22 protein-coding genes are annotated in these 25,209 nt (G+C 49.2%); 10 read left to right on the forward strand and 12 right to left on the reverse strand.

Annotation, left to right across the window (positions count from 1 at the left end; genetic code table 11):
- Window positions 1–45: 45 nt before the first annotated feature.
- From HRU77_01900 to HRU77_01910, 3 genes are all read left to right on the forward strand, one after another.
- Window positions 46–1,584 (forward strand): M10 family metallopeptidase C-terminal domain-containing protein, encoded by a 1,539-nt coding sequence (locus HRU77_01900; GenBank protein ID QOJ19560.1) that lies wholly within the window; start codon window positions 46–48, stop codon window positions 1,582–1,584.
- Between the two features lie 231 nt (window positions 1,585–1,815).
- Window positions 1,816–3,633 (forward strand): Ig-like domain-containing protein, encoded by a 1,818-nt coding sequence (locus HRU77_01905; protein ID QOJ19561.1) that lies wholly within the window; start codon window positions 1,816–1,818, stop codon window positions 3,631–3,633.
- Between the two features lie 216 nt (window positions 3,634–3,849).
- The gene (locus HRU77_01910; GenBank protein ID QOJ19562.1) at window positions 3,850–5,412 is read left to right on the forward strand and encodes an APC family permease; all 1,563 of its coding nucleotides are present in this window, start codon (window positions 3,850–3,852) and stop codon (window positions 5,410–5,412) included.
- A gap of 113 nt (window positions 5,413–5,525) precedes the next feature.
- Here HRU77_01910 and HRU77_01915 read toward each other — a convergent pair whose 3' ends face one another.
- The 6 genes from HRU77_01915 to HRU77_01940 all read right to left on the reverse strand — a co-directional run bounded on the left by HRU77_01915 (window position 5,526) and on the right by HRU77_01940 (window position 10,955).
- Window positions 5,526–5,906 carry a sulfurtransferase gene (locus HRU77_01915; protein ID QOJ19563.1) on the reverse strand — a complete coding sequence of 127 codons (381 nt, stop codon included), beginning with the start codon at window positions 5,904–5,906 and terminating at the stop codon, window positions 5,526–5,528.
- 107 nt (window positions 5,907–6,013) lie between these two features.
- Complete coding sequence (locus tag HRU77_01920) at window positions 6,014–7,276, reverse strand: methane monooxygenase/ammonia monooxygenase subunit B (GenBank protein QOJ19564.1); 1,263 nt, start codon at window positions 7,274–7,276, stop codon at window positions 6,014–6,016.
- Window positions 7,276–8,100 carry a methane monooxygenase/ammonia monooxygenase subunit A gene (locus tag HRU77_01925; GenBank protein QOJ19565.1) on the reverse strand — a complete coding sequence of 275 codons (825 nt, stop codon included), beginning with the start codon at window positions 8,098–8,100 and terminating at the stop codon, window positions 7,276–7,278. Before HRU77_01925 ends, HRU77_01920 begins: the two co-directional genes overlap by 1 nt.
- A gap of 167 nt (window positions 8,101–8,267) precedes the next feature.
- Window positions 8,268–9,074, reverse strand: a complete 807-nt coding sequence (locus HRU77_01930) for a methane monooxygenase/ammonia monooxygenase subunit C (protein QOJ19566.1) — start codon at window positions 9,072–9,074, stop codon at window positions 8,268–8,270.
- A 429-nt stretch (window positions 9,075–9,503) separates the two neighbouring features.
- Window positions 9,504–10,715 (reverse strand): NAD(P)/FAD-dependent oxidoreductase, encoded by a 1,212-nt coding sequence (locus HRU77_01935; GenBank protein ID QOJ22028.1) that lies wholly within the window; start codon window positions 10,713–10,715, stop codon window positions 9,504–9,506.
- Between the two features lie 45 nt (window positions 10,716–10,760).
- Window positions 10,761–10,955, reverse strand: coding sequence for a twin transmembrane helix small protein (locus HRU77_01940; GenBank protein ID QOJ22029.1), 195 nt, complete (start codon window positions 10,953–10,955; stop codon window positions 10,761–10,763).
- Window positions 10,956–11,126: 171 nt separating this feature from the next.
- Between HRU77_01940 and miaA the strand changes: the two genes are divergently transcribed.
- Both miaA and HRU77_01950 read left to right on the forward strand, forming a co-directional pair.
- Window positions 11,127–12,086, forward strand: coding sequence for a tRNA (adenosine(37)-N6)-dimethylallyltransferase MiaA (miaA, locus tag HRU77_01945; GenBank protein QOJ19567.1), 960 nt, complete (start codon window positions 11,127–11,129; stop codon window positions 12,084–12,086).
- 177 nt (window positions 12,087–12,263) lie between these two features.
- On the forward strand, window positions 12,264–12,593 hold the full coding sequence (locus HRU77_01950) for a BON domain-containing protein (GenBank protein QOJ19568.1): 330 nt from the start codon (window positions 12,264–12,266) through the stop codon (window positions 12,591–12,593).
- Window positions 12,594–12,653: 60 nt separating this feature from the next.
- Here the strand turns inward: HRU77_01950 and dapD are convergent, their stop codons facing one another.
- From dapD to HRU77_01975, 5 genes are all read right to left on the reverse strand, one after another.
- Entirely contained in the window at window positions 12,654–13,478 is an 825-nt protein-coding gene (gene dapD / locus HRU77_01955) for a 2,3,4,5-tetrahydropyridine-2,6-dicarboxylate N-succinyltransferase (GenBank protein QOJ19569.1), read from the reverse strand.
- Between the two features lie 38 nt (window positions 13,479–13,516).
- On the reverse strand, window positions 13,517–14,713 hold the full coding sequence (locus HRU77_01960) for a succinyldiaminopimelate transaminase (protein ID QOJ19570.1): 1,197 nt from the start codon (window positions 14,711–14,713) through the stop codon (window positions 13,517–13,519).
- Between the two features lie 547 nt (window positions 14,714–15,260).
- Window positions 15,261–16,544 carry a hypothetical protein gene (locus tag HRU77_01965; protein QOJ19571.1) on the reverse strand — a complete coding sequence of 428 codons (1,284 nt, stop codon included), beginning with the start codon at window positions 16,542–16,544 and terminating at the stop codon, window positions 15,261–15,263.
- Between the two features lie 273 nt (window positions 16,545–16,817).
- Window positions 16,818–17,717: an SPFH domain-containing protein gene (locus HRU77_01970; protein QOJ19572.1), complete on the reverse strand. Its 900-nt coding sequence runs from the start codon at window positions 17,715–17,717 to the stop codon at window positions 16,818–16,820.
- A 160-nt stretch (window positions 17,718–17,877) separates the two neighbouring features.
- On the reverse strand, window positions 17,878–20,127 hold the full coding sequence (locus HRU77_01975) for a hypothetical protein (GenBank protein QOJ19573.1): 2,250 nt from the start codon (window positions 20,125–20,127) through the stop codon (window positions 17,878–17,880).
- A gap of 440 nt (window positions 20,128–20,567) precedes the next feature.
- Here HRU77_01975 and HRU77_01980 point away from each other — a divergent pair, with 440 nt between their 5' ends.
- Window positions 20,568–21,272, forward strand: coding sequence for an OmpA family protein (locus HRU77_01980; GenBank protein QOJ19574.1), 705 nt, complete (start codon window positions 20,568–20,570; stop codon window positions 21,270–21,272).
- Window positions 21,272–22,501 carry an AAA family ATPase gene (locus tag HRU77_01985; GenBank protein ID QOJ19575.1) on the forward strand — a complete coding sequence of 410 codons (1,230 nt, stop codon included), beginning with the start codon at window positions 21,272–21,274 and terminating at the stop codon, window positions 22,499–22,501. Before HRU77_01980 ends, HRU77_01985 begins: the two co-directional genes overlap by 1 nt.
- 83 nt (window positions 22,502–22,584) lie before the next feature.
- Here the strand turns inward: HRU77_01985 and HRU77_01990 are convergent, their stop codons facing one another.
- Window positions 22,585–22,974 (reverse strand): PEP-CTERM sorting domain-containing protein, encoded by a 390-nt coding sequence (locus HRU77_01990; GenBank protein QOJ19576.1) that lies wholly within the window; start codon window positions 22,972–22,974, stop codon window positions 22,585–22,587.
- Window positions 22,975–23,180: 206 nt separating this feature from the next.
- Here HRU77_01990 and HRU77_01995 point away from each other — a divergent pair, with 206 nt between their 5' ends.
- Genes HRU77_01995 through HRU77_02005 form a run of 3 tightly spaced genes read left to right on the forward strand, consistent with a single transcriptional unit; the run spans window position 23,181 to window position 25,205 of the window.
- The gene (locus HRU77_01995; GenBank protein QOJ19577.1) at window positions 23,181–23,789 is read left to right on the forward strand and encodes a LemA family protein; all 609 of its coding nucleotides are present in this window, start codon (window positions 23,181–23,183) and stop codon (window positions 23,787–23,789) included.
- Window positions 23,790–23,795: 6 nt separating this feature from the next.
- Window positions 23,796–24,704: a YgcG family protein gene (locus tag HRU77_02000; protein QOJ19578.1), complete on the forward strand. Its 909-nt coding sequence runs from the start codon at window positions 23,796–23,798 to the stop codon at window positions 24,702–24,704.
- Window positions 24,705–25,205, forward strand: coding sequence for a TPM domain-containing protein (locus tag HRU77_02005; protein QOJ19579.1), 501 nt, complete (start codon window positions 24,705–24,707; stop codon window positions 25,203–25,205).
- Window positions 25,206–25,209 lie beyond the last annotated feature (4 nt).

Raw genomic sequence — 25,209 nt, forward strand, 5'->3', positions numbered from 1 at the left:
CCTTTACAAAACCGCCCCTTCATTTACCGGTTGCCAAAGTCCATTATGCCGACGCCTTTTGTTTCCAGCAGCATCGCTCGTACTCTACCGGCTCATGACAATTCGATCGACTCGCTCATCGGCGGCTCGCACTGGGTGAATACCACCATTTCATACAGTTTCCCGTTCAGCAATAGCGTCACCTACTGGTCACCGCTGTCCGGCGGATACGGTTCCCAATTCGGAGATGGGGAACCCTGGCGCAGCGCTTTTACGCCGCTGACAAGTGCCGATCAAACTGCTTTTACCAAGGCGTTGCAGCAGTGGGCGAATGTCGCCAATATCAACTTCGTGCGAGTCACGGAAACACCCGGCAGCGTAGGCGACATCCGGGCAGCCTACACCAGCGATCCCGATGAATCGACATTGGCTTGGTCTTACTTACCCAACAACAGCCCCTTGGCTGGAGATGTGTGGATCAACACCAATAGTTTGCTCAATTCGCAGGAATGGAACCCCGGTAACATTTCTTTCGAAACCCTTCTGCATGAGCTCGGACATGCGCTCGGCCTCGCCCACCCGTTCGCCGATCCCGATATGCCATCCAAACCGGCGCTGCCGGCGAATTTGGATAGCACCATTCACACCGTCATGAGCTATACCTACGCCAATCTACAAGGCGAAACGGGTAACGAATTTTCCTTCCATCCGGTCACGCCGATGGTGCTCGATATTGCCGCGGTGCAATATTTATACGGCACCAACATGCATTACCATGCCGGTGACGACACCTATACTTTTAACGATGCAAACACTTACCACGAAACGCTCTGGGATGCGGGCGGCAACGACACTATCCGCTACGACGGCGCTATGTCCGGTTTGATCGATTTGAATCCGGGCGATGGATCGTTTATCGGCCAGCCGGTTTACGTTCAATCCAACGGTATTAATGTCGGCGATCCGGTTCCAAACGTATGGATCGCCGATAATGTTACGATCGAAAACGCCGCCGCCGGGCAAGGCAACGATATCCTGATCGGTAACAGCAGTCGCAACAATTTGGACGGCGGTGCAGGAATCGATACCGTAAAAATCGATGCGCCCCGCAATCAATTCACCTTGAACTTGGTACCCGGCGGCTACACCCTCAGCGACAACACCAATCCGGGCAATCAAGACACGTTGACGAATATCGAACGGGTGCAATTTTCCAGCGCGCATGTGGCGCTCGATCTCGGCGGTCATGCCGGCGAAGTCGCTAAACTGCTCGGCGCGGTTTTCGGCGCTGCCGCTGTAACCAATCAAGATTATGCCGGTATCGGTTTGACCAAGGCCGACGAAGGATTGAGTTACGAACAACTGGCCACCTTCGCCATCGACGCAACCAAACTTACCAGTCACGATGCTATCGTCTCGCTTTTGTGGCAAAACTTGTTCGGCTCCGCACCCACGCCCGGCGAAAAATCTCCCTACGTCAACATGCTCGACAGCGGCGAAATCTCAACCGGTGCGCTCGTTATACTGGCTGCGGATACCGGCATCAACGCGGAAAATATTCATCTGACGGAACTTGCACAAAGCGGACTGGCGTACATCGGGTGATGGCGGGTTGATTCAATCCGTCTGATTTCATTTTTGGCTGCTATCGAATCGGTTTGAATTAACTGTTCGCACATTTAAGGGATTTATCCCAATAACACACCCTTTTTTACGGCTAATCGGCAATTTGTCCGAATCCGACTTGCAAGATAATGGTTGGCAGCGAAGATAGGCGATGCGCCATCATTCAGCTCGCAGACACTATTCAACCTTCTTTTGCAAAAAGGACAGACGATGCCGCCGATTCCAGCAAACCGATCCGTAACGTACAGCGATGTACCCGTTATAAAAGCCGATGACACTATCGATTTGAGCTTTAAAAACGAAGTCATTGCCGGAACCGGCGATATTATTCTCAGTAACGGTTCGGATACCCGCAGAATCTCGATTACCGACACCAGTCAGATCACATTCAGCAGCAGCAAATTCGGCAATTTTGTCAGCATCAATCCAACTCAAGACTTGATTCCCAATACTCATTACAGCATTCAGATGGCGAACGGCATAGTCATGGATAGAGCCGGACATGTCAATGCCGCCATTACTGATCCTGAAACATTAAGTTTTAATACTGCTAATTCCGTGCCATTACTCGCTTACAGCAATATCGACAGCAGCTCGTCGGATTCAGGCTTACCCGCTGAACTGGCTGCTGATGACAATATATGGCTTAATTTTGACGAGAACGTGATCCCGGGCAGTGGTAGCTTTATTTTAAGCAACGGCTCGGATACGCGGATCGTCGATATACAAGATGCCAGTCAGGTGACCTTTGATAACGAAGTTGGCAATTCTGTCCGCATCAACCCGGCTACCGACTTGATTGCCAACACGAATTATCATATCCAAATTGCTAGCGGCGCAATCACCGACACCACGGGAAATGCTTACGCCGGCATCAGCGATCCGGATACACTGAGTTTCGCGGTTACTCCCGCTGATCCGGAGCTTTTGTGGAGCAGTCTGTGGAATGAATCAACGCTGAAAGTTGATGGCGATATTCTTTTGTGTTTTGGCGAAGCGGTTAAAGCAGGTAGCGGCACCATCATTATCAGCAACGGTTCGGATACTCGCACGATTGATATTACCGATGCCAGTCAGGTGACATTTAAAAATTTTCTTACCTCCGTCGACGTCGTCATCAAACCGTCGATTAATCTTATTCCCGGCACTTCGTATTCAATTCAGATGGCAGCGGGTGTGATCACGGATGACACCGGCCATGCGTACCGCGGGATAGAACCGGAGACCATGAGTTTCACAACGATTGCATCCAATCCGCAACTGTACGCCATTAATTCAGTTGATCAGTATGGGCCGCAAGATAAAGTTACCGTCAAGGCCGATGATGCCTTCATGCTGCAATTTGATGAAAAGGTACTACCCGGAAACGGCGAGATCGTCATCAGCAATGGCACTGATACACGTATCATTGATATTCACGATAGCAGTCAAGTAACATTCGACGATTACGGCGAAGTGTTCATCAAGCCATCGCACAATTGGATTCTCAACACGCCTTATACTGTGCGGATAGCAGACGGGGTTGTCACGGATAGCAGCGGCAATGCTTTTACAGGCACTGCCGATCAGTCCGGATTCAGTTTTACCCCAATTGAATCCAACCCTCTATTGGAATGGACAAATTTCATGACAAATAACGATCAGCCTTTCTTAACAACTGACAATCTTTGGCAGAAGCAACTGACCCTCCGACCAGATACCGGCATCCAACTCCATTTTGACGAACAAATGATGGCCGGCAACGGCAAAATTATGATTAGCAGTGATACGGATACTCGCATCATCGATATCCGGGATTCAAATCAGGTGATGTTCGATGATTATGGCGATGTATTCATCAATCCGCTAGAAAATTTGCTGCCGCATGCCCTGTATCACATCGAGATTGCAAACGGAGTCATTACCGATACCACCGGTAATCCATATGCGGGATTCCACGACGCCAACGACTTGGAATTCACTACAATCGCCCCCTACTTCATTGCGATGACGGGTGTCGATTACTACCCGGACATTATGGTGCCATAAATCACGCAAGCGTAGCGTCCTAAAAATATCGAAGCTTGATTTATCGCTTTCAGCGATTCGAATTTTCCAGTTCGCATATATATCGCATGAGAACTAATTGAAATCGCGCATTTTGATGATCAGGCGCTATTTTTGACTTCATTACAAATCTTTGTTACTTTCCAGCGCAAACTCGGGGTCTTGCTTTCAATTCTCCGGTAAACCATAAGGAATGACATGCACGAAGAAACTGTAATGCACGGCCTGAAAGCCAAAGGATTAAAGAAAGGATCAATATCCAAATCCGCCGCCGTTACTATCGGCCTTGCAGCAACCGCGCCAGCCTATTCGTTAACCGGTGCATTGGGGCATGGCGCCGCGCAAAGCGGTTATCAATTGCCGATCGTGTTTATTTTATCGGTAATTCCGATGTTCTTCGTGGCATTGTCCTATAAGCACTTAACCACTTCCGCCCCCGATTCCGGCACGGTTTTTACTTGGGGGACCAAAGCCATCGGGCCGCGATTCGGCTGGTTGGGCGGCTGGGCGCTACTGCTGGCTAGCATACTGGCAGGCGTGGCGGCAACGCAAATTATCGTGGATGCGCTGGCGATTTTGCTGAGTATGACGGAAACGCCGCTTTGGTTCCACTTTGGTACCGCTACGTTATTTATTCTTAGTACAACCTATCTGACCGCGCTCGGCGCGGAAGAGTCTTCGCGCACTACTTTGATTCTGACGATTATGCAATACGGCGGACTGATCGCACTGGCGATAATTCTGTTTCTGCAAGTCCTGCAAGGCGATACCGTACGCACCGCTGAGCCTTTATCGCTTGAATGGTTCAATCCTTTTGCCATTTCTTCGTTTCATTCATTTCTGAATGGATTTCTAGTGGCGTTATTCATTTTCTGGGGATTTGACGCAGCGCTGGCGATGTCCGAGGAAACCAGCGGCAGTGCTGAACAAGCCGGACGAAGCGGCATCATCGCGATGTTCATCACGGTGGTTACTTATGTGACCTTTGCAACTGCGGCGCTGGCATATGCCGGCATTGATGCGCACGATAATTCCAGTTTGACGTTCCAGGATAATATCGATTCAATTATTACGGTACTGGCAACCCATATGATCGGAGTCAACGGTACCTATATCGCTGCGCTAATCATCGCAATCTCGGCATTTTCCGCCACCATGTCGACGATCATGCCGGCGGCGCGCGCCGCGCTGGCTATGGCGACGTACCGCGCCATTCCACGCCGATTTTCCTCGGTCAATAATACAACGCAAACCCCGCAATTTGCGACTTGGACAATCGGCTTAATGACGCTGATTATCTATGTGACATTGAGTCTGATCAGTGAATCGATCGTCAAGGATACGATTCACAGCGTCAGTATCGCAGTTTGTACTTACTACACGGTAGCCGCACTGGCCTGCGTATTGTATTTCCATCGTACTGCATTTAATCATTGGCATACTACGCTATCGCAAGTCATTCTGCCGGGAATCGCCGCCGTCATTCTGATCGCCGTCGCGATCATTCAAGCATGGAATATGATGGACCCCGGTTACGGATCGAGTGGATCAATCGCAGGCGTGGGCATCGTATTCTTAATCGGCGTTGTTACATTATTGTTCGGCGTATTGCTGATGATGCTATGGAATTTACGCGAACCCAGATTCTTCCGAGGAGAAACCTTACCGCTCGAACGCGCGCATATGATGCCTGATAATGGAAAAAATGGTGCGGTTGTTAATCGCGACCGCTCACACCATGCGGCAAATAAATCAGTTTAATGGTGTAACTATAATGATGATAGGATTTGTATGAGAGTTGTGTAAAAAAACCAATAATCGATTCAATCAATCATTTGTTTCAGTGTATCGAGAATTACTGTAGTGTATTTTTGCTAAATTGATTTATCTTTCTCAAGCGGAAAACCCGCATCTCGCAAGGCTCTAATCCCACCCTCCAGCGAAATCACATTGGTATAACCCATTTGCTGTAATGCATCTGCAACCAATACCGAGCGATAACCGCCGCCACAATACAACACAATCGGTGCCTGTTTGTCGGGAATCACGGTTTCAATATCACGCTCGATAATACCTTTCCCCAAATGACGAGCACCCGCTGCATGGTCGATCCAGAACTCATGATCTTCCCGCACATCGATGAAATGGAAATGCTCTCCGCGCGCTAATCGTGCTTGGATATTGGCTACTGTACATTCCGTCACTCGTTGTCTGGCTTGTTCCACTAATCGTAAGAATCCCGGATTATGCTGCATGCGTTCTCCATTTTTACTTACAACGTCTATTTCTTTGACCGATAAAAAAACCGGTACACCGGCTGTCTTGCGACAGTGGTGTACCGGTGTTGTTACCTTAACTTCTCTTACAGCTTGGTAAAGACTGGAATTACCGCGCCTGCAATACTGTTGATATAACGATTGCCTGCTTCATCCCAGGTCATCAGCAACCCGCCAAAACGGCTTTCAGGGTCACCCAACAGTGCCATCAGACGTTGTACTTCCCACAGCGCGTCTTTAGCTTCCATCTTAACTTCGCGGGTTTCGCCAGGTTGGACGCCTTTGTCATCATCCATCGTCAAACCGGTCGCTACCAGTTCTCTTGGATAGTCAGGATCCAGGTGCTTGCGGCCCAGTTCGTTCACAAAGCGTACGCCCGCTGTCGTGAATTCACCAATGTTGACCGCTGAGTCACCGTTGTTGGTGATTTCCATCGTTACACGCAGTGCACGACCTGGTACGTCGTAGTTAGCATGCGTTACTTTGATTGCAACAGGGTTCGGTGCAATCGGCAACGGCGCCACTTTCGATTCGCCCGCTTGGATCGGTACTGTGTAGGGGTGTACGCTTTCGGTGTAACGATAGCCGCCCCAGACGATCGCGCAGGTCAGTATCGCTACTGCAAGGCCTACTTTTCTGTCCGTTGGTGAGGTCAATAATTCGTCACCATACGCCAGCAGTACACGGCTACGTGGCAGGAACATCGGTTTCGCTACAAAGTAGCCAATCCAGAAGCAGCCTAAGCCTAGCCATACGATGTGCCAGAATAAGCCGTTGCTGAAGTTGAACGTTTCCAGGTCGATGGTTTTACCGGTCAGTGTGGTCACTGGGTTGGTAAAGTCATCCCAGCTGCCAGAGATGTTCATCCATGAGGCTGGACCTGCAATAGGACCTGCGTCTTTGATGTTTACCATCGCGTGCATGTGATGACGTCCTGGAATGCGGGCTTTCAGTCTGACTTCAAATGCATAGTCACGGCCAATTTCCAAAGGACCTGAAATAAACGTCGGTTCGCCGTTCAGTTTGGTGCTTAAACGTACAAACACCGGGCTTGGGCTACCTACGTTAAAGAAGGCGCGTGTTGGTTTACCTACCGCACGTGGCCAATCTTCCGCTAAGTGAAAGAAACCAGTCATCGTCGCAATGTCGTTGACTTTGGTGACTTTCGGTTGCCATTTCAAATCGTACCATTGAATACTACGCATACGCAGGAACGGTTCTTGTGAACGTTCACCGTGTGCCGCTGCTGTCTTAACATCTAGCGTCAGCGTCATCGCCAGCGATGCCGCTCCAATCGCTGCTCCATACAGGCCTAATACGCCCAGTTTAAATATGCTTCTTATGTTCATTATCTAATCCCCTGTGCAAAGCCTTTTTCACCAAACGCGGTTACGTCGTTCTTCATTGATATGCGTCCTCTTTCGCCTTTAACATAGTAGAAAGCGGTGCAGTACAGTTTACCGAAGTACCACCATACGCAGAACATCAGCATGGATACGAATGCTGCGAAGAACGCTGCAATCACTGTGGTGTGACCACCAAAGGTACGCAGTGAGCCTTGCTCAATCAGGCGAACGTATTCAGGTGTACCCGTACGTACGTACAGAAAACCTGTGTAGTCAGCTACTGACAGCAATACGCCTTCAACAACCACCGGTAAGTGGGTTGGGCCAAAAATCGGCCAGTTGCCCGGGTAGAAGAATAAACCAAAGAAGCCGCCGCCTAACAGGGCTGTGATCAGCCAGTTACCCGTCAACAGTAAAATCGTATCCATCATCAACGCACCTGGAATCATGGTCGATGGCAGTACAAAGTTGAGCGGATAGTGTGACCACCAGTAGAAGCCCCAGTAACGGGTCAGCCATTCACCTACTAACAGGCATACGATACAGAGTGTCGCGCCAAATGGCAGGCGATAGTTTACCCACAGGTAATACATCAGTGCTGCACAGTACATGATACCTACAATCGGTGTCACTACCGGCCACCATTGACGGTCTTTCCAATCCAACCAGAAATCCCAGTCTCCTGCTAACAGCATGAAGTGCATGTGATAGGTTCCTACCAGCAATATACACAGAATCGGAAAATATACCGCATCTATGTATCTGGACATCTTGACCGCTTCCGGCACCATCTTCGCCGCTGCTAAAATTTCGTCTGTTCTACTCACTAGACCCTCCCTTCTTCATTTCGTGTGATATTAAATTATGAAAACTTGACGATTCCCTTGCTTCTTTTTGTCGTCAGCCTATCGGCCGTTTTCATGACTGCTGCTAATCTTTCTTAAATTCTTCTATCCTTCCCGCCCAGCCGGGCAGGAAGAATTAACCTCAAGAATTAAGGTACGATTCTGTTGTTCAGAATCTCTCTGCTTTGACCATTCCAGGTTACGTCGGTCAGGTTCGAGTAACGGGTGATGATTTGTGCTGCAATACCGCCCGAGAATAAACCTGCCCAGCCCAGAATTACAAAGCCCCAGTGCAGTGGCGCGCTAAACAGTTCTTCCATGAACCAGAATGCGTGACCCCATTCGTTCAAACCAACGTTCGGCAGAATCATCAGCGGGCCGGCAATCGCCATAACCAGCGGGAATGATGTACCGCGGCTGTATAACGGCAGACGGGTCATCGCGTACAGGTAGGATGCTACGCCACACACGATGTACATCGGGAATGAGCCGTAGAACACCACTACGTGACTTGGTGTGAAGCTGGTGTCACGAATAATCACTTGGTGCCACGATGCGTCTTGCTCGGTGAAGAAGCTACCGCCCCAGTAAACACCAAACAGATACACACCCAGCCACATCATCCAGTAGAAATAACGTTTAATTTCCAGTTTGGTGTCCAGATTGTCCAGTTGTTCTTTGGTGTCGCGGGTCTTCAGTATCCAGCCCCAGGTTACCAACGCAAACAGCGGCATCAGGGTCATGTGAACGCGCCACAGTCCCATCCATACCTTGTCAAATTCCGGTTCCATCGAGTCCATACCGTGTGAGTATGCAAACGTCCTTTGGTACCAGATCCAGAATATCGCTACCAACAGCATTGTTAACATGCCCAGCTTGTAGTACTTCGAGTCGTACCACAGCGACATGTCATAGCTTGCGCTTGATGCACTTGACGTGCCATAGGTTGTTGCCATGTTTCTACCTCCTAACTGTTAATCAAAACTACTTCTCGTTCTTCTTTCTCGTTCTACTTCCTAATACTAATTAATTAGTACTGCTAGATCTCGGCAGCTAAATTAGCCTCTCCTGCAACCTAATTTAACCACACCTCTCAGGCTAGTCGACCTTGGGGTCCAAAGTCAAGTCATTTGTCATAAAATCCCCTCCATCCCTCAGGGGCTTCTATCACCATACCCCACTATTTCCCCTTTATCTACAAGGATTAATTATTAATAACTCTCATCCAGATAAATTTGGCAAAATTTCATTACCATTCTCAAACCCAAACTTTAATTTTTTTCAAAATTGATTTCTTGGCGCTGTGCCATGAGTCCAAAAATAACTTAATAATTTTTATTATTAATCAATTGGTTGCATCAATAATCATTAAAATACATTATCTTTCAAACAACTTGTCCTGCTACATATCCTGACGACCAAGCCCACTGAAAATTATATCCACCTAAATGACCTGTCACATCAACCACTTCCCCAACAAAATATAACCCAGGACAGCGTCTGGATTCCATTGTTTTGGACGATAATTCATGGGTATCAACCCCTCCGAGCGTTACTTCCGCTTTTTTATAGCCGCTTGTGCCGCCAGGAACTACCTGCCAGTCATGAATCCTATCTGCAATCCGGCGCAATTCATTGTCGCGATATTGTTTCATTGGTTTTGATGTACTGGATAGCTCTGCAAAAATCGCTGAACACCAAATTTGCACAAATCGTTTAGGCAAATAGCGCATCAGTAAATTTGGCAGCATTATCGAGCTTTGTCTGTGTTCTGAGAAAATCTGACCGACATCAAACTGCGGCAAGAGATTAATATGCAACGGTTTACCCGGCTGCCAATAGGAAGAAATTTGCAAAATTGCGGGACCGCTTAATCCTCGATGGGTGAACAAGATATTTTCGCGAAATGACGTATCATCGCAGCTGACGACAGCATCGATCGATATGCCGGAAATATCTTTAAAGCCCGCAAAGTCGCCCGCAGCAAAAGTCAAACCGACCAAACCCGGGCGCAGAGGTGTCACTCGGATGCCAAATTGGTTGGCTACTTGGTAACCAAATGCGCTTGCACCAATTTGCGGAATGGATATTCCACCCGTGGCAATGACTAATGAGTCGGTTGCAATGATGCCGCGCTCTGTTGTTATTAGGAATCTATTGTTGCTATGCTCTACAATATTATTGTCTGCAATGCACTCAATTTTTTGCACGTGGGAAGGCATTTGCCAATCCACATCGGCAGATGCACACTCGCGCTGCAGCATATCGATAATCTGCTGTGAGCTATCGTCACAAAACAATTGTCCGGATTTTTTCTCATGATAACGAATGCCATGTTTCTCAATCAATGCGATAAAATCCTGCGACGTAAAACGGGCAAGTGCGGAACGGCAAAAATGCGGATTTTCGGAAAGATAGTTTTCCGGTTTGACATAACGATTAGTAAAATTGCAACGACCACCACCGGAGATGCGGATTTTCTCCGCCAATTTATGCGCGTGATCCAACAGAATCACGCTACGGTTGCGCTTACCGGCTTCAATCGCACACATCATACCGGCGGCGCCCGCACCGATGATAACGACATTTCTGGATATTTTTTTCAAGACCACTGACGCGATAAACGCATCAATACTCCTCGGTTACCACGGATCGTCAGGCATATTCAAGCGGTACGCTATCATCATGACGATAAATAGAAAAAGCGACAAACCGATGCGGATGCTCAGCGATTTGACCATCCGCGTCGAATTGCCTTTATCTTTAAACATGTAATATAGCGCGGATCCCAAGCTATATATTATGAAGAGAAACGTTACGATGGCGAAAATTTGCAATGCAGACAATTAAGTATTCCTGTAAAAAGTTAAATCTGCCGAAGTGTAGCCGAGTTTTATCGATTGTCCAATGCTTATTTAACCATAAAAAGGCAATAATTCCAGAGGCGGAAAGCGATTGTCTGTTCAACTTATAAGTGTCCTTTTCCCGATCCATTGCCAAATTATGCTATGCAAAATTTAATCCACTTGCCACTCGCAATTTTCTTGATGGGCCCGACTGCCAGCGGAAAAAGCAAAGTTGCGCTGGAGATTGCGGAAAATTTTCCGGTTGAAATCGTCAGCGTGGATTCCGCGCAAGTGTATCGTCATATGAATATCGGAACCGCCAAACCTGATCAGGCAACGCTAAACAAAATACCGCATCACCTGATCGATCTCATTGATCCGGATCAGCACTATTCTGCAGCGCAATTCCGGCACGATGCACTGCGCGTCATGCAAGAAATTATCCAGCGTGGCAAGATTCCGCTATTAACGGGAGGCACGATGCTCTACTTCCGCGCGTTGCAAGAAGGCTTATCGCCGCTCCCTTCGGCGGACCAGAATCTCCGTTTGACCCTTGAAAACATGGCTAACAAGCTGGGGTGGCCGGCCATGCACCAAAAGCTCGCCGAGCTGGATCAAGAAATTGCGACGCGCATCAAACCCACCGACAGTCAACGGATTCAGCGTGCACTGGAAGTGTGCTATCTGACGCAACAACCGATGTCCGAAATTCTGAAAATACCACGGCAAATTGATTTTCCTTTTCATATCATTAACATCACACTCATTCCCAGTGAACGTAGCCAATTGCACCTGCGCATTGCGCGGCGCTTCGAAGCAATGTTGAAAAACGGTCTCATCGATGAAGTTCAAGCCATTCGCGGTAAATTTCCTTCACTCAACCTCGAATCACCGTCGATGCGCTGTGTCGGCTACCGTCAAGCCTGTCTTTATCTTGATAATCAAATAAGCAATACTGAATTGCACGACATGGGAATAGCCGCTACCCGCCAGCTAGCTAAGCGGCAACTCACTTGGTTGCGCGGCATGCGAGCCGGTACAGTGCAGGAATTTGATTGTTTGACAGACGATCTGAATATACAGATACAACACTTTTTGCAAACCACGATTGCAAGAAACTAATGAAGAGTGCAAAACGCTTCTAGCGCCGTAATTTCATGAACCGGCTTGTCTATCGTCCGTCAGTGGCGTTATGATTCCATACTGAGCTGAGGGAAAAATAACAAAACACAAAACTTAGGTCATACTTAACAGTATACAAATTTAATTTCAGAAAATTATCGATAGGACAGAAATATCATGCAAACGCGTATTCATTTATTAACTTTACTCTTCATGAGTTTATTCATACTGATCGGCTGTGAAAACTATGCGGAAAAAACCCATCAATCTTGGGTGACACCACCTTCCGGACCGGTTTATGACGACTCGACCATTTTTGCCCGCATCACACAAGCGGTGCAGTCCGATCCCGTGTTACAAGGCGCCAACATCGAAATTAAAGTACAAGACGGCAATGTTGCTTTGAAAGGTGCTGTCATTAATGAAGATCAGATGACGCGCATTAATATGCACGCTTGGATTGTCGATGGCGTGAAGAAAGTCGATAACCAAGTGACTGTCCGATAAATAGCCATAAAAAAATCCCCGTTCAGGGGATTTTTTTATCATGTCATGTTAAAACTCTAATCAAATCCCGCGCAACAACTCGTTTATTCCTGTTTTTGATCGAGTTTTAGCGTCCACCTGCTTCACGATCACAGCGCAATACAAACTGTATTTTCCGTTCTCTGCAGGCAAATTGCCGGATACCACAACCGATCCGGGTGGAATACGGCCATATGTGACTTCGCCGGTTTCACGGTTATAAATTTTGGTGCTCTGGCCGATATACACCCCCATCGAAATTACCGAGTTCTCTCCGACAATCACACCCTCGACCACCTCGGAACGCGCCCCGATAAAACAATTATCCTCAATGATCGTCGGATTGGCCTGCACCGGTTCCAGCACACCGCCGATACCGACACCGCCGGATAAATGCACATTCTTGCCGATTTGCGCACACGAACCGACCGTAGCCCAGGTATCGACCATCGTGCCTTCGTCGACATACGCGCCAATATTGACGTATGACGGCATCAGTACGACATTGCTGGCAATGAATGAACCTTTGCGCACCGCTGCGGGCGGCACGACACGGAAGCCGCCGTCACGGAAATCTCGCGAGCTGTAATCCGCGAATTTCGATGGCACTTTGTCAAAATAATTGGAAAAACCGCCTTTGATAAAACTGTTGTCTTCGATGCGAAATGACAGCAATACCGCTTTTTTTAACCACTGATGGGTAACCCACTCACCATCGACTTTTTCCGCCACACGCAATTTACCGCTATCGAGCATCGCCAAAGCTTGGGCAACCGCTTCTTTCAATTTGGCATCCACATTGCGCGGTGTAATTTCGGCGCGGCGGTCAAAAGCTTCTTCAATGGTGGTTTGCAATTCATTTGTCATTTAATTTTTCCTGGTAATTTATTCTCAACTTTGCTGAATCATATTGTTTGCAATAAACGTTTGATTCTTTCCATAGCCTCAATGCATTCTTCCGGTGATGCAACCAGCGCAATTCGCACAAAATCCTTCCCGGGATTGACGCCGTGCGCATCGCGCGCCAGATAACTGCCCGGCAGTACCGTCACATTATAATCTTGATACAACCGTTTGGTGAATTCGGTATCGCTGATCGGTGTTTTGATCCATAAATAAAAACCGGCATCGGGCATCTGCACCTCGGTTGTGCCCGATAACACTGCGATGGCATCGGCGAACTTGCGCGCATACAAGCGGCGATTTTCCACCACATGCGCTTCATCGCTCCAGGCAGCCGCACTCGCCGCTTGCGCCGCAGGATTCATCGCTGAACCGTGATACGTGCGGTATAACAGGAATTTCTCCAATAATTGCGCATTCCCGGCCGAAAAACCGGAGCGCAATCCCGGCACATTCGAACGTTTTGACAAGCTATTGAACACCACCAAACGCGGAAAACCGCTACGTCCCAGCTGTTGCGCAGCATCCAGCGCACCCAGCGGCGGGTTATTCTCATCGCAATAAATCTCCGAATAACACTCATCCGAAGCCAACACAAAACCGTACCGGTCCGACAGCGCAAATAACGCCCGCCAATCGTCCAGCGTCATCACGCTACCGGTCGGATTGTTGGGTGAACAGACATAAATCAATTGTGCGCGTAACCATACTTCATCTTTCAACTGCGAGAAATCCAGCTTGAAATGATTTTCCGGCAAGGTGTTAATAAAATGTGGTTCAGCTCCCGCCAGAAACGCAGCGCCCTCGTAAATCTGATAAAACGGATTAGGACAAACCACCGCCGGTTGTTTGGCGTTGCTGCTATCGATCACGGTTTGCGCAAAAGAAAACAGCGCCTCGCGGCTGCCGTTGACCGGGATGACCTCGGTATTCGGATCGATTCCGGACAAGTTATAGCGCCGCTTGATCCAATCCGCGATACTGTTGCGCAGCGCTGGCGTGCCCAGCGTCGTCGGATAAGTCGACAAACCGGTCAAGTTGTCCGCCATGGTTTGACGGATAAATGCCGGTGTCGCGTGCTTGGGTTCACCAATTTGTAGCTCAATGGGTTTCAGCGCAGTGTTGCGAGCCACGCCTTGAAACAGTTGCCGCAATTTCTGGAACGGGTACGGTTGCAGTTGATTCAGATTTGGATTCATATTGATTGAGCAGAGTGTGAAGTCACGACTGTAACACCGGCCATTGCGGAAATTGGATTAATCATGATGCGCGGATTATAAAACGAGCGGGGATGAATGACCAACTGAAACATTGCCAAATTCTTCAGCCAACTCTCACCGCCTATCTCCTACCTAGTATGACAGCAACATTCATTGATCCATCGGTTGCCAATCCCTATGGAGTGTTCCCTGAACAAGGTTTTTGAGAAAGATGGCGAGCAGTGATCAAATAAGGCGAAATCAAGCGAACAAACGCGGTTTATTAAAAGCGTCCTGAGTGCGGTTTCAATGTTGCATAATCGAACGCGATAGTCTTGCGAAACTACACTTTATCGTATTTTATTGTGACTAAAGTCACATACTCGGCAACACAATTAGCAGATACTGTGGCTGACATTCGCAGAACTTAAATCTCCTTCCTCCTTCTTCTTCTGCCATGTCCTTCAACTTTCCGCCTACAAAGCTGAAGATACCTCCAGGTCAAATGGATACTGTTATCCATTTGACCTTTTTTATTTCGCAACCGTTACGGTTTCGGAGATTGCAGCTTCAGCATCATCGGTTGCAAGCGTTTGATTGTGGTGGGAGCAATCAGGTCCTTGACTTGCAAAGATTTCACTGCCGATGCCGGAGCGCAGTTGGCGACTTCCACCAATTTAACTACCAGCGGATTGAAGGTCACATCGACACCTGTGTAGCTACCGGCATCATCGCCATCATGATCGCCGCGGAATTTAAATTCCTTAACCGGCCCATTCGGACCGCCGCCTTGGCGATCGTCATTGTGATCCGTGTCGATATAATGGGCTGAGCTCTCCAAACCGCTGACGATGCTGTCGATGCGCCAGCCTGGCGGTGCCGTATAGTAAGTTTCATTACGCTCGCCTTCGGCGGTGGTCCAATCACTGCGCGTTTCTCGCGCTTTCATCCAAAGCCGCAGTTTGACATGCGTGCCGTCGCTGCTCCAATTCGCTTTGGCCCATACTTCCGGACCATGACCGGCAAACTCCTTATCGCCCCGGGTATGTGGCGGTGTAAACGATAAATAGGTATCGCGCGCGTAAGTTTCGGTTTTCTCTCTGCATACCGGAGTCGCGGGTTGAATAACCGCGATGCTGGAAATGGGGCGACTCTGCCATTCCAAAGTAAGCTTGTCGCTCGCTTTCGATAGTGGAACACCATTCGCGCCGAGATTGAGCGTCATGTGATAGTGCGTTAAACGGTCCAGTTCGGCGGAAACATCCTGAGTGCGCGACGTATCGTGCAGTGTCACCTTAATCGGCGTGGTATCGAAATCATAACCAAAAAATTCCAATTTGTTACGGCGGCTCGGATCCAATGCCATATCGACAGCGGCCGGTACCACATGACACAGTGCCGGTTCAACGGGCGGCACCGCTTGATGCATCAAGCGCGCACGGATTCTCGCCAGCGCTTGACGTACACGGGTACCGATAAAGTCCATGTTACAGCGCAATTCGTCACCGGTCGCGGCGACACTGCGATTGAGCAGATCGGATACTTCGTTACGTACTGTGGATTGCGCATCTTTGGTGAGTTTAGACGTAGTGTCTTGCAACACCGCTTGCCATGATGAGGAATTCCGGTCGAGCGCATCAATTGCGCCATCCAATGTAGCGACGGTATCTCCGGCGATATCGCTCACTTTATCAGTCGCTTTGTCGATTTTATCGCCGATGCTGCACCCCGAAATCAGAAGCGGTGCAATTAGCATGCCCCATAGCAATAATTTGCGGATTCGATGATTCGTTTTAACGCAGTGAAACGATGAAGTTGTGGTTGCTGACATGCTGTTAATCTCCTTAGTATTGTAAGGAAACATTGATTAATTGACTGCACGAGCGAATCGCTTTGTCTCGTTCGCCGAAATAATCAGCGCTTCCGTAGGTAAACTCGCATTATTACCGCTTTGAATCAGTACTACCGTTGCCTATATAAAGGTATCGCAAATTAAAGTCAAACATGAATTGCGCACCCTAATTCTTTATCTTATCTAAACAATCATATTAATCCGCAACACCAATCGGCATGGTAGCCAGTATTCCCGGGGTGCAAATCGATTTCACTGCGGCGATTGCGCCATCTGAATCACCGGTTGCGCACCTGATTCCGACACCAATACGGTCATTAGGTTGGTAACCAAGACTGCCCGCTGATCGGGCGTCAATGAGACAATCTGCTTATCCTCGAGATTTTTCAAGGCCGCTTCGACCATCCCGACCGCACCGTCAACCAGCTTCTGCCGCGCCATTACCACCGCTTCGGCTTGCTGCCGCCGCAACATGGCATTGGCGATTTCCGGCGCATAAGCCAGATGGGCGATTTTGGCTTCCTCGATGACGATGCCGGCGACCTCGACGTGCTGCTGGATGGAATCGCGTAGCAATCCGGCGATGGCATCCAAATCGGTACGCAGACTTTTCTTCTGTCCGCCTTCTGCGGCGTCATAAGCATGACTGCTGGCGACTTGGCGCACGGCCGATTCGCTTTGAATTTGCAGATAATTCAGCGTGCTTTCTACGTCAAATACCGCCCGGGCGGTATCTTGCACACGCCAGGCGATCACGGCGGCGATTTCAATCGGACTGCCACGTTCATCGTTGACTTTGAGAACCGGCGTATTCCAGTTATTGATCCGCAGCGACACCCGGGTGCGGTTATAAAACGGATTTACCCAGAAAAAACCGCTTGTATTGACCGTTCCGGCATAGCTACCGAAAAAAATCATCACCGCTGCCTGGTTGGGTTCGAGCGTAAACAATCCTTTACAGCAGAACAGCGTAATCACCAGCAGCGCTGCGCCGGCCATTAATTTGACAGGACCACCCGGCGTCGCCACCAAAAAAGCCGCAAACAATAAGGCCGGCAACAAGACCATCAACATCAACCATCCGTTAGTGCCGGAAATGATGTTCTCGTCGGTACCGATCGCACTGCTGCCTGATTTCTGGTTCACTTTCATCCCCTTTCAATTGATCGGTTGCAAGCAATATGTAGCGATGATTCAAAAGTGAATCACCACGATTACGAATACGTGCGATCAGCGAAATCCCAGAACAATCGATCGGAAAAGTTTCCAGAATATCCACTGATCGGAAAAAACATTTACTGTTAAAACGCGCTTACTTCACTGGCGGTTCCGGCTCCAACGCGAAAGCGACCGGCACGGCATCGGCATCCAGATAATCCAGCGTGCTCCAGCCATCCGTGGCAAGCGCATCGATGTGCAGATTTTCTGCAAATGCCGCCTTGCTACAAGTACCCAGCAGATCCGCTACCGGCACATTGTTGCTGTATACGCTGCCGACATCCCGTGCATAACCGCCGACCGTGCTGGGATTACTGCTGACCGATCCGCTCGCGGTTTCCACCACACCCACGCTGCCACGCGCAATGGTGAAGCTGAACGTGGCAAAGTTGTTGGGATGACGCGCCTTGAAACTCACGTAAGCATTCGAAGATGTTTTATCGTGATATTGGGTAAAACCGCAATCGTCCGCTGTATGCCCATCGACACTGACCCGGTAGATTTCCGCTTCGCAGTGGTTGTTATCGACACGCAGCACCAGACGGAATGCGACGATCTTTCCGGCGCCATCGCGAATCACGCGATCTTCCATGTCACCCGGCAATGCAGGGCTATGCGCAACCAGCTCCGTGCTAACCGTACCGGGACCGAACGGTCCGGCGCTGGTCGGTACTTTGAGCAGTACGCCTTCCGTGCTCAAATTCACCGGCGAACCATCGCTTTTGAACAGCTCCAGCTTGAGCTCGTATTTACCCGCACCGGTAGCGGGATTTCCGCCGTCGAGCAGATGCGACAGGAAAAAAGCGCTCGCGGTATTTTCACGCGCATCGACTTCCGGTGCCCACGACGAGGAAACTGCACCAGGGTTTAACGGTGGATTGACCGGGCGGATTTTGAACAGGTTTTGCCCGGCGAAAGCTGGATCAGGGCCCAACGGGTAAGGTTTAAAAGCTAACGTGCTGTCCGCAAGCACTTCCGCATAGTGACGTACCACATCCTTATCCATCGCATGCCAAGCACCAACGGAAGCGGTCACGCCATCCGCCAGCGTCAAGCGCCGGTACGACCAGCGGTAGTGCGTAATGCCGCTGGCAATCAGCGCGTCACCGAACCACACGTGCGGCTCCAAACTGCCGCCGAATGGCTCACCCGCCGCCGTTAAACCTTCATTAACACCGGCGCTGGCGCGTTGAATTTCCGGCATGCTGACACCGTTACCGATCAGCATCACAGCGACTTGCTTACCTGGTAACGGATTGGGATCGCCACACCAAGGCACGCGCGGATCGGTCACGCGGATCGTCACTTCGCTGCCGCAGGCGTAATCCCAGTGCGTATTGCACCGGATCGGCGGATGGTACACGGTGGTCCACACTCCACCAATGCTGTATTCCACCCAGAAATAAAGATCGGGATGATCGCCCGCACACAGATACCAGATGGTGGTATCGAATCGCCCTTGGCTGTCGGTATCGATCACCGCCACTTCATCGCAGCGGTAAAAATAGGGCCAAAGCCAAGGCCAGTAACACAAAAACGGCCGGATCAAAACGAGGTTATCAAGCAGCGTCTGGCGGATGATATTGACCGAAGCGGACGCCAAACCGGATTTCAATGCAAAAGGAACATCCGTAAGCATTGCTTTAGGCGGCAACGGCTGCGGATTCAGCATCACTTGCGCACCCGCTTTCAGTGATATAGCCTGCGAGGCAACCGCGGCCGTTTGCATCTTAGCCACATTGCGCGCTGAAAGATCACGGATTGCGGTATTAAAGCGGAAAGGCGGCGGATCAGGCTCGGGCGGACGCGGAATCGGAATCTCAATCAGCTCGAGTAATTCATCACGGATACGGCGGATGATGTCATCGGGTAAGCGGGGAATCAGCAAATACAGCCGGTCCACTTCGCACACATGCACACGGGCATGGCAAACCGGCATCTCATGATGCTCTCCTCCGATGACAACCGGACGGACTACCGTGCCGCGCACCCGACATAAACACCACAGCCACCATTTCCAATTGATTTCCGGAATCGGTAATAACTCGTAATCGCTACGTTTCGGATCGAAACTCCACATCGGCTCATAAGCGCGCAACCGCTCCATATCGTCGAGCGTGATGGATTTATCGCGGCTGACCGGGGATGATGAAGGTGACGGCGGCGGCGATGCAAAGAACAGACGTGCAGGACGCGGCCCGTCGTCTTTTATCTCGATTTGAACTTGGTTTTTCTTGACCGGCGCACTGGCAATCAGCGCGCCGCGTTGATCAAAAACATATGCAACAACTGTTAATTCCGTTTCGGGTTTGCCTTCAAACCCGCTCGTAAACTTGAGTAACATACGTGCCTCCTATTAGTTTTTGACTAAGGTTGACCGACAAAACAGCAAGTCAAAACCAGCTTATTCCCAAGGGCGGTTGCTTGATCCTTTTTTCGTATTCCGTTGGCTGATTATTATCCTCACTATATCAATCGCTTGATCAATGCCGCTGGTATCGATGAATTCTTACCGTCAAACCAAAAACATTGCTGGCTATTGATATCTGCTAACATAACATGATTTTGTAAATAGTTATGTCAGAAACATCATACTAAGTAACAAAAAATTCATGCAATCCAATGAAATTAACAGTAATCTATTGAGACCTGAGGAAATGCGCATATATTGATCAAATCCCTGCATGCAAGCGAAGATACCTTCAATGCACTAAAATATTTCCGCTTGAGTCCGTTAATATTCGCCTAAACCCGAAACATATTAAATTAATCGAGAATCTTGTTATGCGTTCAATTTTCATTGGATTGTCTGTGATTTTTTTCTCCTTATCCGCGCTTGTTACGTATAAGGCTCTTAATCCTCCTCCCGTTTATGCGACGTCTGCTTCTTATTGGGATAATCGCCCGGAAATAACGCTCGCACCCGCACCTATGCCGGCGGCACCTGCAATTCCGCCAGCACCTGAGGCAACTGATGTCTCAAATCAACCGGCCGGTGAATCCGATGCCGATAAGGCTTTTGCTGATGATATGAAAAAAACCATCACGCAACTTGAAAATAAGCTGGCGACAACGGAAGAGACGATGACCAGTATCGCAGCGGCTAGCGCGAGCACTCAGCCGCAAACCCTGACAGTATTCGACGGCAAAACTTTCCGCTCCGGGCAAGACGTCATCCAGGATGTCGCTTATTCGGCCATTGAAAAATTAGTGAAAGAAATAGCCGCTTCCCCAAACAGCCGCATACTTATCGAAGGTCATACCGACAATGTGCCAACCGGAAAATCCGGTAGTGATAATATGGATTTATCCCTGCGCCGTGCAAAAGCGATCGCCAATATACTGGTTTTACACGGTATAGCGAAAGACCGCATATCGGTAACCGGCCATGGCGATACACAACCAATAAATTCCAACAATACCGAAGAAGGTAGAGCCAAGAACCGTCGAGTCGAAGTAAAACTTTTGCCGCCAGAGGGAGTCCATTAATGCACATGTACGCGCAGCACTTCAGCCTCAATCTACTTCCATTTGAAAATGTTCCGGATCCGTTATTCTTTTATGATCATGGTGATCATGCCCGGATACGCAAGCAAATATCCGGCTCCCTGCTTAGCGGTCGAGGTTTGATCGTGGTCACTGGTCCGATCGGATCCGGCAAAACCACGCTGAGTCAGATGATCAAATCCGATTTTCCCGAAAACATCAAACTGATTTGGATGGCGGAACCGCCTGCCAATAGCGCCGACCTTTATTTATTTCTGGCGCAGGAACTCGGCGTTCAGCCGACTTCGGCGGAAAAAACCTTCGTCATGCGGGATATCCGCAATGCGCTGCTGAGAATCAATGCGGAAGGAAAAAAGTGTTTAGTCATCATCGATGAATCTCATTTAATGACAGAAGATGTTATAAACGGCATCCGCTTGCTGAACAATCTTGAAGAGGGATCGACCAAACTCATTCAGTTATTACTGCTCGGTCAGGAAGAATTGATGGAAAAAATCAACCGGCCGGAAATGGCGCCATTCAAGCAACGCATCGCCGCGCTGGAAACATTGGGGAAAATGAATGTCGACCGGGTGATGAAATACATCACGCATCGCCTCCAGGTAGCTGGCGGCTCGCCCAAACTCATTTCGGATACCGGATGGGAAGCGCTTTCGATTGCATTTGGTTCGGGTGGAACACCCAGAACAATCAATTCACTGTGTGACCGGTCGTTCAATGTGGCGTATGAACGCGACAAATCGATTGTTGATGCCAAAGATGTGTATGAAGCCACGCAGCGAATGGGTATGATTACCGATGTATTCCATTACATTATTCTGCTTAACAATCAGGAAAGAAAAAGCCAGGAATCAGATCCGGCAACCGATAGTCCGGTTCAAGAATCCGCGCCATCGGCTCCGCCGACCTCATCAATGCCTGAAAAAAACCGGATAGTTCCACCGCGTGTCAACGAACCGGAGCAAAACGCAGTTCGGGAAGTTTTCTACGAAATTCCCGATATTCCGCGAGAGAAAATCGATACCTCCGGACAATCCTATGCCGACATTGCGCAAGCAATTAAAGCAAAATACGATCAGAAAGGTTTAAAAATCTCTATCGGAATGTTTCTACTGTCGTTCATCGCATTTATCGGTAGCGTTTTTTTCTTTTGCCATCGCTCTGATTCGTCGGGAATACTCGATTGCCTGCGAAGCTTGTTGAGCTTCTGATTCGCCGCTCGTGTATCTGCCTTGTTCAGTCAAAAATAAACCCGCTGCATGAGCGGGTTTATTTTATGCACCGTTGAATTCAATTAAGTATCGTTTTTCTTCCGGCGCACAATATAACCCAACAAACTCACCCCGGCCACCAGCATGGCATAAATCTCGGGTTCCGGCACCAAAGAGGCTGAGTGATCGTTTAAATAAACACTGGCAGGTACAGGTTTAGGATGAGAATCTTGCTCATTCGAAGTCACTTTTCGATCGATTGCTTTTTCATTCCATGCCGAATTCTCATTGATGATCGGGTGATCTTTTGATTTTATATTGTCATCGCCGGAAAATTTACTGTGGGCCGGCGGTGAAAGTATAGTGTCGTCCGATAATTCATGATCGCCTGCGTTATGCACCTCTTTCACAGAATTGTCAGAAGTTGCATACGCCACGCTGCTTAAGCACAATGTACCGGTAATCGACAGCAATGCAACAAGCTTTGGTAAACTGGGCATAATTCATTTCTATTTTCAATAAACAGAAGCTTATCAACGGAATTTGATCGATAGGATTGATAGCTTATTGCGACTTTTATCATAGACGGAACCGAAGTATGACAACCGACGAGTATTATGGTAATGGCTACTTTAATCTCCATGTATTAAGCAATTTTGATAACTTTGGGAAAAAACTTATGCGCAATTTACGAACACTCACACTCATTCTTTGTGCGCTGTTCCTGAGCGGTTGCGGCTACAACACATTGCAATCCACCGATGAACAAATCAAGGCCAGTTGGGCGGAGGTGCTGAACCAATATAAACGCCGCGCTGATTTGGTGCCGAATCTGGTCAATACAGTCAAAGGATTTGCCGCACAGGAAAAAGATGTGTTGTTGGGTGTCACCAATGCTCGCTCCAGAGTTGGCGGTATTCAGGCAACCCCGGAGTTGATCAATAACCCGGAAACGTTCGCCAAATTCCAGAATGCGCAAGGCGAATTATCGAGCGCGCTTGCCAGATTGCTGGTCGTCACCGAGAATTATCCCGAATTGAAATCCGATGCAAATTTCCGCGACTTGCAGGCGCAGCTGGAAGGCACTGAAAACCGTATCACCGTAGCGCGCAATCGCTACATTAAAGCCGTGCAGGAATACAACATCGTGGTACGTTCTTTCCCCAGCAATCTGACGGCGATGCTATTCGGATATCAAACCAAGCCCAGCTTCACCGTGGAAAATGAGCAAGAAATCTCCGCCGCACCCAAAGTGGATTTTGGCGCGCCTATACCGGCGGTAAAATAAATCATCATGACGCTCACCAAAACGATCCGGTTGAATATTTCGACATGGCTGCTAGCGGCCATACTGCTTGTCATCCCGACTGCGGCGATGGCCGATGCCGCCATTCCGCCGCTGAAAGCGCATGTCACCGATTTGACCGCAACCCTTTCCGCCAGCGAATCCATGCGTCTGGAGCAAAAATTAGCTGCATTTGAAAAAGCTAAAGGCAGTCAGATTGCAGTGCTGATCGTTCCGACGACGCAGCCTGAAACCATCGAACAGTATTCGATACGTGTTGCGGAAGCCTGGCAACTGGGACGCAAAGGTGTTGACGACGGTATTTTGCTGCTCATCGCAAAAAATGACCGGGCATTGCGCTTCGAAGTAGGCTATGGCCTGGAAGGCGCGCTACCGGATGCGATGGCGAAACGGATTATCGCGGAAATCATCACGCCGCGATTCAAGCAAGGGCATTTTGCCGAAGGTATCGATGCCGGCATTGAGGCGATCATCAAACTGATTCAAGGCGAATCGCTGCCGCTGCCAAAAAACACGCGAAACGGCGCTAGCACTGCAGAAGCGCATTCACCTGTGGAAAGTTTCATCTCCATCCTGATCGGATCGATTGTACTGGGAAGAGTTTTGCAAGTATTTTTTGGCCGCCTGATCGGCGCAACGATGACCGGCCTCGGTGTCGGACTCATCGGCTGGTTGTCGTTTTCGTCGATAGCGGCTGCCGTTCTAATCGCCATCGTGGTATTCGTGATCAATCTTTTTCTGAACGGCGGTAGCGGCTACTATCGAAGCGGCCGCAGCGGCTGGCCGGGTCACGGTTACTACCGCTCAGGCGGATTTGATCGCGGCGGCGGTTTTGGTGGAGGATTCGGTGGCGGCGGTGGCGGTTTCGGTGGCGGTGGCGCGTCAGGGAAGTGGTAAATGAATCTCGCACGTATTTTGCGTCATCTATTAACCGGCCAATGGGTGCAGCGCCGAACATTCCCGGCGGTATCGCTTGCCGCTATCGAGCAAGCGATTGTGCAATCGGAAATGAAACACGGCGGTGAAATTTGTTTCGTTGTGGAAGCGGCATTGAATACGCTTCCATTGCTCAGAAACCAGACCACCCGCGAGCGCGCTCTTGACGTATTTTCACAATTGCGGGTCTGGGATACCGAACACAATAACGGTGTGCTCATTTACTTGTTATTAGCCGATCGCACGGTGGAAATCATCGCCGATCGTGGCATTCATGCCAAAGTTCCGGAGGCTGAATGGCAGGTTATCTGCCGCACAATGGAATCGGCATTTCAGCAGCAACGGTTCGAAGCCGGTGTCATCGCTGGAATTGATGCCGTCGGCGGGCATTTGCAGAAATATTTTCCAGTCGATCCAGGGAAAGATACCAACGAGCTTCCCAACAAACCCGTGATGCTATAAATCA

The organism is Gammaproteobacteria bacterium (assembly GCA_015709615.1).
In the GTDB taxonomy this organism is placed as follows: Bacteria; Pseudomonadota; Gammaproteobacteria; order Burkholderiales; family Nitrosomonadaceae; genus Nitrosomonas.

Excerpts from the sequence above, each read along its gene's own strand:
- HRU77_01985 (QOJ19575.1), top strand. The coding sequence starts at position 21,272 with ATGCACATGTACGCGCAGCACTTCAGCCTCAATCTACTTCCATTTGAA.
- HRU77_01965 (QOJ19571.1), bottom strand. The coding sequence starts at position 16,544 with ATGTCAGCAACCACAACTTCATCGTTTCACTGCGTTAAAACGAATCAT.
- HRU77_01930 (QOJ19566.1), bottom strand. The coding sequence starts at position 9,074 with ATGGCAACAACCTATGGCACGTCAAGTGCATCAAGCGCAAGCTATGAC.
- HRU77_01960 (QOJ19570.1), bottom strand. The coding sequence starts at position 14,713 with ATGAATCCAAATCTGAATCAACTGCAACCGTACCCGTTCCAGAAATTG.
- HRU77_01915 (QOJ19563.1), bottom strand. The coding sequence starts at position 5,906 with ATGCAGCATAATCCGGGATTCTTACGATTAGTGGAACAAGCCAGACAA.
- HRU77_02000 (QOJ19578.1), top strand. The coding sequence starts at position 23,796 with ATGACGCTCACCAAAACGATCCGGTTGAATATTTCGACATGGCTGCTA.
- HRU77_01980 (QOJ19574.1), top strand. The coding sequence starts at position 20,568 with ATGCGTTCAATTTTCATTGGATTGTCTGTGATTTTTTTCTCCTTATCC.
- HRU77_01905 (QOJ19561.1), top strand. The coding sequence starts at position 1,816 with ATGCCGCCGATTCCAGCAAACCGATCCGTAACGTACAGCGATGTACCC.
- HRU77_01900 (QOJ19560.1), top strand. The coding sequence starts at position 46 with ATGCCGACGCCTTTTGTTTCCAGCAGCATCGCTCGTACTCTACCGGCT.
- HRU77_01920 (QOJ19564.1), bottom strand. The coding sequence starts at position 7,276 with ATGAACATAAGAAGCATATTTAAACTGGGCGTATTAGGCCTGTATGGA.
- dapD (QOJ19569.1), bottom strand. The coding sequence starts at position 13,478 with ATGACAAATGAATTGCAAACCACCATTGAAGAAGCTTTTGACCGCCGC.
- miaA (QOJ19567.1), top strand. The coding sequence starts at position 11,127 with ATGCAAAATTTAATCCACTTGCCACTCGCAATTTTCTTGATGGGCCCG.
- HRU77_01970 (QOJ19572.1), bottom strand. The coding sequence starts at position 17,717 with ATGAAAGTGAACCAGAAATCAGGCAGCAGTGCGATCGGTACCGACGAG.
- HRU77_02005 (QOJ19579.1), top strand. The coding sequence starts at position 24,705 with ATGAATCTCGCACGTATTTTGCGTCATCTATTAACCGGCCAATGGGTG.
- HRU77_01910 (QOJ19562.1), top strand. The coding sequence starts at position 3,850 with ATGCACGAAGAAACTGTAATGCACGGCCTGAAAGCCAAAGGATTAAAG.
- HRU77_01975 (QOJ19573.1), bottom strand. The coding sequence starts at position 20,127 with ATGTTACTCAAGTTTACGAGCGGGTTTGAAGGCAAACCCGAAACGGAA.
- HRU77_01950 (QOJ19568.1), top strand. The coding sequence starts at position 12,264 with ATGCAAACGCGTATTCATTTATTAACTTTACTCTTCATGAGTTTATTC.
- HRU77_01995 (QOJ19577.1), top strand. The coding sequence starts at position 23,181 with ATGCGCAATTTACGAACACTCACACTCATTCTTTGTGCGCTGTTCCTG.